Origin of the sequence: Paraglaciecola sp. 20A4, assembly GCF_011378905.1 — a bacterium.
Taxonomy (GTDB): domain Bacteria; phylum Pseudomonadota; class Gammaproteobacteria; order Enterobacterales; family Alteromonadaceae; genus Paraglaciecola.
In genome coordinates, this window is sequence record NZ_WTPY01000002.1 from 234,548 (window position 1) to 248,355 (window position 13,808).

A 13,808-nucleotide genomic window follows, 5' to 3' on the forward strand; every position below is an offset into this window, starting at 1 on the left:
GGGCATTGGTAAAGTTAGCGGATTATCTCTCTTATCAAACAGGTTGCGGTTTTTCAATGTTCAAAAAGCTTCGGGGAATGTTTTCCAACGACTTATCTATTGACCTCGGTACAGCAAATACTCTTATCTACATTAAAGATCAGGGAATTGTATTAAATGAACCTTCGGTTGTTGCTATTCGACAAGAACGTGCGGGTGGTCCTAAGAGTGTTGCGGCTGTCGGTGGTGAAGCAAAACGGATGTTAGGTCGTACTCCTGGCAACATTAAAGCCATAAGACCCATGAAAGATGGCGTAATTGCTGACTTTTACGTGACTGAAAAAATGCTTCAGCATTTTATTAAGCAAGTGCACGACAACAACTTTTTACGTCCAAGTCCTCGCGTACTCGTTTGTGTTCCTTGTGGTTCTACTCAAGTAGAGCGCCGGGCTATCCGTGAATCAGCACTTGGCGCTGGAGCTCGTGAGGTCTACCTAATTGATGAGCCAATGGCTGCAGCGATTGGTGCAGGCTTGCCTGTCTCAGAAGCAACAGGTTCTATGGTGGTTGATATCGGTGGTGGTACTACAGAAGTAGCGATCATTTCACTAAACGGAATTGTTTATTCATCATCGGTACGTATTGGCGGTGACAAATTTGACGAAGCCATTATTAGCTATATTCGCCGTAACTTTGGTTCACTGATTGGTGAAGCGACTGCTGAACGTATTAAGCATGAAATTGGTGCGGCTTATCCAGGTGAAGAAGTTCGAGAAATTGAAGTTCGAGGCCGTAATTTAGCGGAAGGTGTGCCCCGTGGTTTTACCTTAAACAGCAACGAAATTTTAGAAGCCTTACAAGAGCCGCTAAGCGGGATTGTTTCTGCTGTCATGGTAGCATTAGAGCAATCACCACCTGAGTTGGCATCGGACATTTCTGAGCGTGGTATGGTACTTACCGGTGGTGGTGCTTTGCTAAAAGATTTAGATCGCTTATTAATGGAAGAAACTGGTATCCCTGTTGTGATTGCCGATGATCCTTTAACGTGCGTAGCACGGGGTGGTGGTAAAGCATTCGAGATGATCGATATGCACGGTGGCGATTTATTTAGCTACGAGTAACCCCAACCAAAGGATATTAAAAAAGCGGCGTTAGCCGCTTTTGCACTTCATATGAACTCGATTTTTCTGAGTGGACCATCATTACAAATAAGACTGGTTGTCGCGCTAGCGCTGTCGGCTGGTTTGATTGTGTTTGATCATGTATTTGACGGTTTTGCGACCACCCGTGTTTACCTCAATTCTGTCGTTAGCCCAATTCAATATTTGGCTAACCTACCCAGTGAAATGCTTAATGCCAGTGCGAGTCGCTTGGTATCCCATCAGCAGTTAGTCGAAGAGAATGCCGAATTACAACACAATGCTGTTGTGCTCAACGGTAAGCTGCAACGTTACACCATGCTGCAAGAAGAGAATGACCGTTTGCGTCGTTTGCTCAATACTCCAGTGCGTGGAGATATCCGCAAAGAAGTGGCGGAGTTAATGGCAGTAGATAATAATCCTTATAGCCACCAAATCGTCATTGATCGGGGCGCCATTCAAGGTGTGTATGAAGGGCAGCCGGTAATCGATGACCAAGGTATTGTTGGACAAATCATGCAAGTGGGCTCAACCAATAGTCGGGTTTTGCTTATTTCTGATGTAACCCATGCCATTCCCGTGCGAGTGGCGCGCAATAATATCCGTATGATTGCTTCGGGCTCTGGTAGTTTGGATGACTTAATCATTCAACATGTTCCTCATAGCGCAGATATTCAAGAAGGTGATTTGTTGTTGTCTTCGGGGCTAGGTAATGTGTTTCCTGAAGGTTATCCGGTGGCTAAAATTACCTCGATTGTGCGGGATGAAGGCCGCCCTTTTGCCCAAGTGAATGCCCAGCCCGTCGCACAACTCGACAGACTGAAGTATTTACTCTTATTATGGCCGAACAATCTAGTAGGCCCTGAGCAACAGAATCAGAGTGCAGACCAATGAAATTAAGAAATAATGCAATCGGTCTGAGTATTATTGTCGCGTTAGTTTTGCAGATTATGCCAATGCCTAGCATTGTTGAACAGTACCGACCTGATTGGGCCTTTTTGGTTTTAGGCTACTGGGCGCTAGCAATGCCAGAGCGCGTTAACGTAGGTGTCGCCTTTATTGTCGGGTTAGTACTTGACCTGCTATTAGGTACCAGTATTGGGGTACACAGCTTCGCCATGAGCTTAAGCATTTTTGTGCTCGCTGCCAATTACCAACGTTTGCGTAATTATTCGGTGTGGCAACAAGCGATTGTAATTGGAATTTTGTGCGCGCTGTATAACTTAGTCGTTTTTTGGTTAATACATCTATTAACTGACATTTATTTCATGCTTACATACATGTGGCCCGTTGTTACCTCTATGGTAATTTGGCCTTGGATATTTTGGTTATTACGTCGGGTTCGTCGTCAATTTCGTTTGAGCTGAACCCCACCAGACATCAGTTATGCTTATTTTAGCTTCTCAGTCACCCCGTCGCGCTGAGTTACTTAGTCAGATCGGTGTGCCGTTTACCACCCTTAGCGCGGATATTGACGAAACGCTGTTACCTACTGAAACCCCCAGTACTTATGTGCAGCGATTGGCTGAGCAAAAAGCGCAAGCCGGATGGCAAGCGAGTGCGCACCTTGCTGACAATCGGCTAGCGTTAGGGGCAGACACAGTGGTGGTTATTCACGGTCAGGTATTGGGTAAACCTAAAGACTTTGGCGATGCCAAACGGATGTTAAACCTACTTTCAAACCAACAGCACGAAGTGCTAACAGCCGTTTCTGTATACTCGGGAACGCAACACGACAGCATTTTAGTGCGTACCCAAGTGACATTTTGTACACTTAATGACACCCAGATTTACGACTATTGGGAAAGCGGCGAGCCCGAAGATAAAGCCGGCAGTTACGCCATTCAAGGTATAGGCGGCAAGTTCGTCACCCATATAAACGGTAGTTATAGCGCCGTAGTCGGGTTACCTTTATATGAAACGAATCAACTACTATCCCGGATGAGCGAAACCCATGAGTGCTGAACTACTAATTAATGTTACCCCCTCTGAATCCCGTGTGGCGCTTATCGAAAACGGTATTTTGCAAGAAGTCCATATAGAGCGTCATACCAAAAGAGGTTTGGTGGGCAATATTTATCGCGGTAAAGTCAGCCGCGTTTTACCTGGTATGCAAGCCGCCTTTGTTGATATTGGTTTAGATAAAGCTGCTTTTTTGCACGCATCCGATATCGCTATTCATAGCGAGGTAGAAGATGAGGTGTCATCCAGTCATCTTGAAAAGCGCGATATTCGCGAGTTAGTTCGCGATGGACAAGACATCGTCGTACAGGTTGTTAAAGATCAAATTGGTACCAAAGGTGCCCGCCTAACTACTGACATCACTATTCCATCACGTTATTTGGTGTTTATGCCTAGCGTAGAGCACGTAGGCGTGTCTCAGCGTATTGAAGATGAAGAAGAACGTGAAAGATTAAAGAGCTTAGTGCAGGAATACTGCAGTAAAAATGGTGGGTTTATTTTACGCACCGCAGCCGAAGGGGTGAAAGCCCAAGAGTTGCGTCAAGATGCCGATTTTTTACGCCGTTTGTGGGAAAAGATCCGCTCGCGCATGAAGAAAAAGACCCATATTTTATACGAGGATTTACCCTTAGCGCGCCGAGTATTACGCGACTTTGTGGGTACAGAGCTTGATAGAATTCGCATCGATTCTAAATTGTCTTTTCATGAGCTTCAGCAATTTACCCGCGAATATGTACCAGAGTTGCACCGCTTGCTGGAATATTATCCGGGCGATCGTCCTATTTTCGATTTGTATGACGTGGAGAACGAATCTCAGCGCTCTCTTGAGCGCAGAGTTGATTTGAAATCTGGCGGCTATTTGATTATCGACCAAACCGAAGCCATGACCACAATTGATATTAATACTGGTGCGTTCGTGGGTCACCGTAATCTTGAAGAAACCATTTTCAACACTAACATTGAAGCGACATCTGCGATTGCTCGTCAGTTACGACTGCGTAATTTAGGCGGTATGATTTTAATTGATTTCATCGATATGACTGACGCCGATCATAAAAGACGCGTTATTCACAGTCTTGAAAATGCAACTAGCAAAGATCGGGCTAAAATAAACATACATGGCTTTACCGCACTGGGTTTAATTGAGATGACCCGTAAAAGAACGCGAGAAAGTTTGGAACATATCTTGTGTGGTGAGTGTCCAGTATGTAAGGGCCGCGGCTCGGTAAAAACCGTTGAAACGGTTTGTTTTGAGATTATGCGTGAAATAGTACGGGTCAACCGAGCCTACGAAGCGGACAAATTTGTCGTATACGCAGCGCCTTCTGTGGTCGAGGCTTTGCTAGGCGAAGAGTCACATATGCTAGCTGAGCTAGAGGTTTTTGTATCTAAACAGATTAAGGTGCACACCGAATTGTTATACAACCAAGATAAATACGATGTGGTAATGATGTGAAATCAGGCTCTTTTTATGCCGCTTATTGCATTAAAAAGTTATGGTATTGCGCCGCTATTCTGCTGGTGCTGGTGGCCGTGGCGATTAGCGTCGTGCGCTATTCTTTACCGTACATGGACGGTCAAAAGCATCGCTTAGAACAATGGATAGAAGGCCAATACGGTGTTGAAATTAACATCGGTAATATCACCGCCCAGTGGAAAGGCGCAGGCCCAGCTATCGTGCTAGAAGATTTACAATTGGTGCAAAATGCCCAATCTCCCCTTAGTTTAGATATCAAAAAAACCGTGATAGATCTTGATTTCTGGGGATCAATTCTAGCGCGTCAAATTCGCTCTCAACGTTTTGATTTAAATGGCTTAGACGTCAAGATGGATTTAACCTTGATGCAAAAAGAAGGCAGTGATTTCCCTGTCGTTTCAGCCTTAAAGCAGTTATTTCTAGAACAGTTACAGTCGTTTTCAGTGAGTGATAGTCAATTCGAAATTATCACCGATCACGATCAGCAAGTGGTACTCGTTAACCAGTTGCTTTGGAGCAACCAAGGTAAGCATCACCAAGGCGTGGGTGAGCTACAAGTTGAAGAGTTAGCCCGCAACTCTGCCTCATTTACGTTGGATTTACGTGGTAATAAAGATTCACTCAGCGGAACGTTTTATGCCAGAGCGCAAGAGGTTGATTTATCGCCTTGGATAAACCAATGGCTGGCTTCGCGCTATGATCTGGTGGAAAGTCGCGGCAATTTTGTTGTGTGGGCGAGCATTAAAAATGGTGCCTTCAAAAATGCCCAGCTAGATTTAGCTGACAGTCGTTTTGTATGGCAAAATCAGGATGCTCAGATTAAGGCCGCAATATTGGGCGGGCAGCTCAATGCTGAGCCGAGCAAAGACGGTTGGATATTCAATCTGTATGACTTTGCGCTACAAGCTAACGAGCGAAAAGTGACTTCGAACTGGTATGGTGAAGTGAACAGCCAAGGGCAAGTACACATTCAAAATGCTGACAAGGTCAACTTATCGGCCATTATTCCTTTGCTGCCTCTGGTGCTTGACCCAATGGATTACAGCAAATTAAATGATTTAGAACCCAATGCCACATTAAATAAATTCAATGTGCAGTTTGATAAAATTGATACCTTCGCGCAAATGAATATTAGCCAAATTAGTTGGCAACAAGGCGAGCATATTCCAGGTGTTGATAACTTAGAATTGGACGTGAATTGGTATAACAACAAGGGCCGAGTACAAATACGCGGACGTAATTCCCAATGGAAACTAGACAACATAGTCGATAGAAATATTGAGTTTCAAGCGGTCGATATTGATATGTTTATCGAATCTATCGAGCAAGGTATTGCGGTGTACGTGCCGCAACTGAAACTAGAAAGTGATTGGTTGAATATCAATCAGCATGTCCGTTTTGAGAGTGAAAGTGGTTTCTTAGCCCTAAATGGCACGGTAGGCGGTCTCGATATGGCTCAGGTGAATAAATTGTTCCCTGGGGATGTGATGGGCAAAGACACCAAAGCCTATTTACAACGTTCGCTCAAAGCGGGTCGAGTAACCGGTGCAAACGTATTGTGGAACGGCGAACTCAGCCAATTTCCCTATGTGAACAACGAAGGGGTATTTCAAATTACCGTTGGCGTTGAAGACGCCGCTATGGAATTTGCCCCTGAATGGCCTCAATTAACGGGGTTAGATATACAGTTACTGTTTGAAAACCAGGGTTTGTTTATGCAGGCCAGCAAAGGTAAGTTGTTAGATGTTAGCTTGTCGGGCTTATCCGCAGATATACCCAACTTGGATGTAGGAGCCATATTAACCATAAATGCCAATGGCTCTGCACTAGGGTCACAAGTTACCCAACTGATGAACCAAAGTAGCCTCGCGGATAGCCTCGGTAAAGTATTGGATGAAGTTCAGGTTAGTGATGATCTCAGCGTAGATTTAAATTTGGTTATTCCTCTTTCAGGCAAAGATGTTGTGGCAAGTGGCGTCGTTTATCTAAACGATAACCGAGTGTATGTGCCTCGGGTTGATATGCACCTTACACATGCCAAAGGACAGGTTACTTTTAAAAATGAAGTAGTAGATTTAAGCGCTTTACAGGCGCAGCTTTTTGATCAAAATGTAAAAATTGATTTTACTGGACGTCAACGTAAAGAAGGTTATTTGGCCAATATCGATTTACAAGGAAATTGGCAAGTCAAACCTCTCGCTCAACGATTTATCCCTGGTTTAGCGAGTTACTTAGATGGCGTGACGCCTTGGCAGACTAACGTCAAGTTAACCTTGCCAGAAAACGGTTTTAGTTATCAAGCTAGTCTTATTAGCGGCTTGCAGGGTGTGGGTTCGCAGTTGCCTGAACCATTAAATAAAACAGTCAACCAGAATAAGCCGCTAACGTTAGAAGTGCGAGGTGATGAAACGGCCTCAACTGTCAATTTGAAATTAGGTTCTGAGGTGAAATTTGATGGGGTGTTGCCGTACGAGACGATGCAATTTTCTCGTGCCCATCTTGCCATAGGTGAGTCAATTGAACGAACCATGGGGGTTGGCTTTAGTGTGGCGCTCAATATGCCTGCTGTTAATATCGATCATTGGTATCAAGCGGTTTCGTCACTGATCCACGGTTTTTCTGACTCAGAGAACACGCCAATTTTAGGCGAGCCGCAACGGATTTTTGTTAATGCAAGTAACGCCACCGTCGCCTCTCAACAACTGACTGATTTAGAAGTCGTGACCAAAAATACCAGTGATAGTTGGGAAATTAACCTTAATGCTAAACAAGTACGTGCCGATCTAACCTTTTATAAAGACTGGTTAGCGAAAGGCCTAAATGTATCTGCAGATTATGTAGATCTTGCAGACTGGAAGCAGAGTGACACTAAATCCGTTGCTTTCTCGCCTAGTTTGGAAACGTTACCGCCGGTAGAGTTTTTATGTGAGCGTTGTCGTTTCGAAAATAAAGATCTCGGCCGAATTGACTTTAAGCTATCCAGAGCAGCAAACGGTATGCATATAGACTCCCTGCGATTAAATAACGATCATGGATTATTTTACGCCAGTGGTGATTGGCTGTTTGATCAAAACGGTAGTGAAACTAAGCTAACCGGAGAATTTAGCAGTTCCGATTTTGGCTTGTTTCTAAAAGGCTTTGACTTCGACTCAGGTATCAAGGATTCGAAAGCCTCGTCTAAATTTGATTTAAACTGGCACCGGGCGCCCTATGAATTCGATTTAGCTACCTTGAATGGCAACGTAGATTGGCGGCTTAGTGATGGTTACCTAACCGAGGTGACAGATAAGGGCTCACGAATATTCAGCTTGCTAAGTTTAGAGTCCTTAGTGCGTAAGTTACGCTTAGATTTCCGTGATGTGTTCGCTCAAGGCTTTTTCTACGACAAAATGAAGGGCTCGTTTCAAGTTGCCCAAGGTACCGTGGATACGCGAGACACAGTGGTTGATGGTGGTGCGGGCGAAATTACCATGAAAGGGTATACCAACCTTAACACCCGAGAGGTTAATTATAATATTGCCTTTGCCCCCAAAGTAACCTCTAGCTTGCCATTGATTGTTGCTTACATGGTTAATCCAGCGACTGCATTGGCAGCCTTAGCGTTAGATCAAGTGTTAACTTCGGCTAAGGTCATATCAAATATTAAGTTTTCATTAACGGGTACCTTAGATAATCCCAAGTTAGAAGAGCTTGAACGCGACAGTAAAGAAATCAGCTTACCGGCTCAAACTGCACCCGTAAGAAACGCTTCGCCAAAAGTCGGGCTTGTTTCTGACCCTGACGGCCTTAATACAAATATAAAATTCCCGCAAGATATTGATAAAGAGCGCGTCGCGTTGGAGGTGTCAGGTGGTTAAACTTATGGCATTACAGATGACGTCAACACCAGACGTCACGCAAAATCTTGATTTTGTAGAACATCAGCTTGCTGAGCTGGTGATAACAGAACCCACCCTAGTGGTCTTGCCAGAGTGTTTCGCCTGCTTTGGTGGTGGTGATAAAGCCCTGCTGAATATTGCGGAATTTCTCGGTGATGGCCTCATTCAAACTCGCCTGATGCATATGGCAAAGCAATATGCAGTATGGTTAGTTGCAGGCAGCATGCCGCTGAAATCTGCCAGTGCTGACAAATTTACCGCTTCGTGCTTATTAATTAATGACGCAGGTGAACTGGTAACCGAATATCAAAAAATTCATTTATTCGATGTGCAAGTAGCGGATAACACGCAAACTTACTGTGAATCTCGTTATACCCAAGGGGGCACTAAGATAGTCAGTGTCGATACGCCTTTTGGGCATGTAGGCTTAGCTATATGTTATGACGTGCGCTTCCCTGGATTATTTCAGGCCATGGCTGAACATAAGGCCCTTGACGTTATTGTGTTACCTGCTGCCTTTACCCAAAAAACAGGCCAAGCTCACTGGCAAGCCCTATTAACGGCGCGCGCAGTGGAAAATCAGTGTTATTTAGTGGCGGCGGGTCAGACTGGTATACACGCCAATCAGAGACAAACCCATGGTCATTCCTGTATTATTTCCCCTTGGGGTGAAACCCTAGCTGAAATACCGCAGTCGGTGGGCATGATCCATGCTCAGCTAGATCCCACTATACTTAATAGAATTCGCCGGGACATGCCGGTCTATACCCATAATAAATTCAGGAGTTACCTTGTCTAATCTGGTTGAACAAAACCTGCTTACTGCCGCTAATCTCGACAGAGAACATCTCGCTTCGGCCTTAGATGCCATTTATCAGCACGATAACGATTTCGCCGATCTTTATTTTCAAGCGAGCCAGCATGAAACGTGGGTGCTAGAAGATGGCATTATCAAAGACGGTAGTTACAACGTTGAGCGAGGCGTAGGAGTGCGAGCGGTCAGCGGAGAAAAAACTGGATTCGCTTACTCTGATGACATCAATCCAGAAGCGTTAATGCAAGCGGCGAAAGCCTCGCGCAATATTGCAAGCGTCGGTGGCAAACATAAAGTGACAGGCTTAAAAAGTAGCAAAGTTGCCCCCAGATACCATGCTGACAATCCAATTTTAGGTATGCAGGACGAAGAAAAAATAGCGTTGTTACGTGCCGTTGACAGCTATATTCGCAAACAAGAGTCGGCTCTTAGCCAAGTGGTAGTAAGTATCAGTGGTGTCTACGAAGAAGTTTTAATCGCGGCGACCGACGGTACTTTTTGTACCGATATTCGACCCCTTGTGCGTTTGAATTGCTCTGTGTTAATGGAAAAAGACGCCCGACGTGAGCGCGGTAGCTCTGGTGCCGGTGGTCGTTATGCTTACGAATATTTCTTGAGTCAAGAAGACGGACGTCCGCTATATGAACAGGTCGCCGACGAAGCCATACATATGGCACGGGTGAATATGCGAGCCGTTGCCGCACCAGCAGGTCAAATGCCCGTTGTTTTAGGCAGTGGCTGGCCTGGCGTGTTATTACACGAAGCCGTAGGGCACGGACTAGAAGGCGACTTTAATCGTAAAGGTGCATCTACCTTCAGCGGCCGCATGGGTCAGCAGGTTGCATCCACTGGTTGTACGATTGTGGATGACGGTACGTTGGCGAATCGTCGTGGTTCATTGTCAGTAGACGATGAAGGAACACCTAGTCAATACAATGTATTAATCAAGGACGGCATTCTAACCGGTTATATGCAAGATAAACTCAACGCCCGATTAATGGGAGTTAAGCCAACGGGTAATGGGCGCCGAGAATCTTATGCGCACTTGCCCATGCCGCGTATGACCAATACCTATATGTTAGCGGGGCAGTATGAACCCGAGGAAATTATCTCTACCATTAAGAACGGTATTTATGCGCCTAATTTTGGTGGCGGGCAAGTCGACATCACTTCGGGCAAATTCGTGTTTTCTACTTCAGAAGCGTATCTGATTGAGAATGGTAAAGTCACCAAGCCTATTAAAGGGGCGACGCTTATTGGAAATGGCCCTGAGGCTATGCAGAAAGTCTCTATGGTGGGTAATGACCTTGCATTAGATAGAGGCGTAGGGGTTTGTGGTAAAGACGGTCAGAGCTTACCTGTGGGCGTTGGGCAACCAACACTTAAAGTGGATGAGTTAACCGTAGGCGGCACCGCCTAGTGTCTAACGAGCGTTTTACTTTCTGAATAATAAAAATGGCGCGAATTTCGCGCCATTTTTATATCTGCTGAATTGTGCTTATCTCGTTAGTCCAATGTCACTAATTCAACGTGACTATCATGCTTGTTGCGGACTGCACGCCACTGGGTGAGGTAATTAGCACGCTCACTGTGGCTTGTGTTATTTCAGTCACATCGTTCTCCAAGGTGAAGGTGGCGCGGAATTCTGCATTAACGGCGGTTTGTGGCATGGTTAAGTTAGTTTGACCATTTAGTTGCCCTGCGCTGGTGCTTATAACGATGGTCGAACCACTAGCGATAGGCTGACGAGCCGTATCGGCAAAGGTGAGGGTATAACTGACCGCGTTGTTTCGGGCAATCGCTGTGGGTTGGCTAACGGTTTGATAGTTACTGGCGACAATCGCATCAGTACTATCCAAAATATCTATTTGTGCAGCTGAACTTGACGTTACCAACACTAAAGCGCGACGTACATGAACCGTGCCTGCTAGACCAACTCCGCAGGTATCTCCGGTACATTGCGGGCCATTGAATAGCCCATCTGGTGCATTGAATTGACCATCATTGTTATAGTCTAAGAATATTTCGGCGTTATCTCGGATCCCATTTTCATTATCATCACGCCATGCATCGCTTATATCAACAAAGCCCGTTTGACCATATAAGCTGGTAGTAAAACCGCTATCGGTGCCGTCGTTAAAACCTACGCCATCAGCATCGTCATAAATATTGTTACCGTTACTGTCGAACAAGGTTTCATGGCCAATGGCGGTGGCTAATATAGTAATGCGATGATCGGGCACAGTGGGGTTAGCGCTTACCCAAGTCACAGCGCAGGTCCCTGCAACCGTTGTGCAGCTACCGTCGATAGAGCCGCCTTCAGCTGTAAAGCTGACCGCCGTTCCATTAGGCACGGGGTTATTAAACGTATCAGCCAAGCGCACCACAAGGTTCACTTCTTGTTCGTTTATATCAAACGCTTCTGGATTGACGTTATCAGCACTTAGCGTGACGCTGTTTTGGTCCGGTAACCCTGTGTTAACCGACAATAAATCAGACTGGGTGACGATAGTCTCTCCGGAATCGGTTTCGACTTCAGCCGTCACGCGCACTGCTGTAGGCACACTACCGGCGGTAACACGGGTGCTAACCTGACCTTGTGAGTTAGTTAAGCCAGAGCTTGATGAAAGCGTGAGGCCACCTGTTTGGGTGTTTAAGTTAAATGACACTTCTTGCTGGGCTAATGGATTTCCCAATGCACCGTTTACCTGAAATACCAAGGTTGAAACAGAAGCACTGTTTTGTCCTCCTGTTCCGCTAAGTACCAACGCGCTAGGCTGTGCTGAAATAAACGCCAATGAGCCGATAGATTCAGCTTGAATAGTTATTGTCTGAGAAACGCTGAGCGTCGCGTTATTAACCACTACTGATGCGACGATGGAATCGCTATTACCATCACTACCGGCGCAACTTTGATCTTCATATGTAGCATTAGCGACGCCATTTATGGTATTGACTAAGGTGTCGATCGTGGCAAAACCATTCGTTACACAGTTGGCACTAAAGGTCACGGGAGTTTGAGTCAAAATACGCTGATCGTTTTCATCCACAAGCGCTATGGAAAGGCCTAACGTGCCACCTGCACTTATTTCAACATCACCGGCAGCGTTGCGTGCACTCACGCCCATTTGGTTTTCAACAAATATCCCATTATCGTCAAAATAGCCTAAGCGGATTAATTGCTCGCTAATCGCACCCGCCGATTGCACTTCATAATTTAACGAACTGGCTAAATCAATGTCGTTCACTACCGCCGTTGCCGTGGCAACGCCTGCGCCAATATCATCATCAGTGGCAGATAAGGTTACCTGTGCCACTCCATTGCTATCCGTTAAGGCTGAATCCGTGTTCAATGTGCCCAGCGGAGCACTAAAGGTAACGATTATGCCGGCAAGAGGCGCATCGTTTACGTCTAGAATTTGTGTTTGTAATTGCACGTCACCATCGGCTTGAAAGCGGTTGACGGCTTGGCCATTTTTAAGCATGACAATACCGAGCACCACAGATTGAGCAGTGGTAGTCGAGTCGCTTAAATATTCGTAGTTTTGTAGGGCACTGGCATCACTGAACGTCGCGCTAAGTGTCGCTGCACCTAAATCGGTATTTTCGCTATCAATGGTAACCTGTGCTATCCCTTGGTTATTTGTCAGCTTGGTGCTGGTTGAAAGCGACCCGAGTGAGCCGCTAAATGTCACTATTTCACCTTGAACTGGGTTACCGTCTTGGGTCAAAGTTGCTTGTACGCAGGCCACTTCGCCTGAGGTAAAGCTTTGTGTTGATGTTGCGCATTGTTCTTCAAAGATTGATAGCGTTAACGCATAGCTTAACGTTTCATTATCTGAATCACTGCCAGAGCCAAATGGGTCATCGCCATTTTTACCTGACACCCCACCACCACAACTGGTTAATGCAAAAAGCATTAACCACACTATGCAAATCGGTAACCTAAAACTCATATTTTATTTATCCATCTATTGAATACTGCAGATACTTAAATAACTCGCGAGCCGCCTTGGGCGGTTTATTATCCGCTCGTTGTTTTGCCGCTTGGCGAACCAACTGGCGCAATTTCTGACGTTCCAGAGCTGGGTGATCTTCTAGTAGTTCTTCGATTGCGCTATCGCCTTGGGCAATTAAGTTATCGCGCAAAACTTCCAATTTGTGAAATTTTTGATTACTTTTTTGATGGGAAGCTTGAATTTGCAGCAAAGCTTGTTCAATTGGCGTCACATCTCTGTGGCGCATTAACTTACCGATTAATTGCAATTGTCGACGGTAGCCCTCTTTTTTGCGCAAAATACGCTGGGCTAACAACACAGCATCGAGTAATTCCTGATCCATTGGAATTTTCGCTAACGCTGCTGGGCTTAAGTCCACGAGGGATACGCCCAATTTTTGTAAGTCGTTTGATTGATTCTTGAGCTGAGTCTTGCTCAATTGCGTGTCGTCTTGTTCTACTTCGAATTCGTTTTTATCTGGAGATAAGGCCATAACAATGTCTTTAGTGGTACACTAGAAAAATATTGTAACCTTGTATGGGCGATTAATATAGTTCGTCG

The 13,808-nt window shown here is 45.4% G+C and carries 10 protein-coding genes; 8 read left to right on the forward strand and 2 right to left on the reverse strand.

What is annotated here, in order from left to right; genetic code table 11:
- Nucleotides 1-56: 56 nt before the first annotated feature.
- From GQS54_RS03510 to tldD, 8 genes are read left to right on the forward strand one after another with little or no spacing between them, the layout of a single operon-like run.
- Entirely contained in the window at nucleotides 57-1,100 is a 1,044-nt protein-coding gene (locus tag GQS54_RS03510) for a rod shape-determining protein (RefSeq protein ID WP_158771953.1), read from the forward strand.
- A 51-nt stretch (nucleotides 1,101-1,151) separates the two neighbouring features.
- The gene (gene mreC, locus GQS54_RS03515) at nucleotides 1,152-2,012 is read left to right on the forward strand and encodes a rod shape-determining protein MreC (RefSeq protein WP_166422618.1); all 861 of its coding nucleotides are present in this window, start codon (nucleotides 1,152-1,154) and stop codon (nucleotides 2,010-2,012) included.
- A complete protein-coding gene (mreD, locus tag GQS54_RS03520; RefSeq protein ID WP_166422619.1) occupies nucleotides 2,009-2,485 on the forward strand; it encodes a rod shape-determining protein MreD in 477 nt (158 codons plus the stop codon). Before mreC ends, mreD begins: the two co-directional genes overlap by 4 nt.
- A gap of 19 nt (nucleotides 2,486-2,504) precedes the next feature.
- Complete coding sequence (locus GQS54_RS03525; protein ID WP_166422620.1) at nucleotides 2,505-3,083, forward strand: Maf family protein; 579 nt, start codon at nucleotides 2,505-2,507, stop codon at nucleotides 3,081-3,083.
- Entirely contained in the window at nucleotides 3,073-4,536 is a 1,464-nt protein-coding gene (gene rng / locus GQS54_RS03530; protein WP_158771949.1) for a ribonuclease G, read from the forward strand. Before GQS54_RS03525 ends, rng begins: the two co-directional genes overlap by 11 nt.
- Nucleotides 4,533-8,414 (forward strand): YhdP family protein, encoded by a 3,882-nt coding sequence (locus tag GQS54_RS03535; protein WP_166422621.1) that lies wholly within the window; start codon nucleotides 4,533-4,535, stop codon nucleotides 8,412-8,414. The genes rng and GQS54_RS03535 overlap by 4 nt, the downstream gene beginning before the upstream one ends.
- Nucleotides 8,407-9,234: a carbon-nitrogen hydrolase family protein gene (locus GQS54_RS03540; RefSeq protein ID WP_166422622.1), complete on the forward strand. Its 828-nt coding sequence runs from the start codon at nucleotides 8,407-8,409 to the stop codon at nucleotides 9,232-9,234. Before GQS54_RS03535 ends, GQS54_RS03540 begins: the two co-directional genes overlap by 8 nt.
- A complete protein-coding gene (tldD, locus tag GQS54_RS03545) occupies nucleotides 9,227-10,669 on the forward strand; it encodes a metalloprotease TldD (protein ID WP_166422623.1) in 1,443 nt (480 codons plus the stop codon). The genes GQS54_RS03540 and tldD overlap by 8 nt, the downstream gene beginning before the upstream one ends.
- 100 nt (nucleotides 10,670-10,769) lie before the next feature.
- On the opposite strand, the gene GQS54_RS03550 is transcribed toward tldD, so the two are convergent.
- The gene (locus tag GQS54_RS03550; RefSeq protein WP_166422624.1) at nucleotides 10,770-13,205 is read right to left on the reverse strand and encodes an Ig-like domain-containing protein; all 2,436 of its coding nucleotides are present in this window, start codon (nucleotides 13,203-13,205) and stop codon (nucleotides 10,770-10,772) included.
- Between the two features lie 7 nt (nucleotides 13,206-13,212).
- Nucleotides 13,213-13,740 carry a ribosome biogenesis factor YjgA gene (gene yjgA / locus GQS54_RS03555; RefSeq protein WP_166422625.1) on the reverse strand — a complete coding sequence of 176 codons (528 nt, stop codon included), beginning with the start codon at nucleotides 13,738-13,740 and terminating at the stop codon, nucleotides 13,213-13,215.
- Nucleotides 13,741-13,808: the final 68 nt, after the last annotated feature.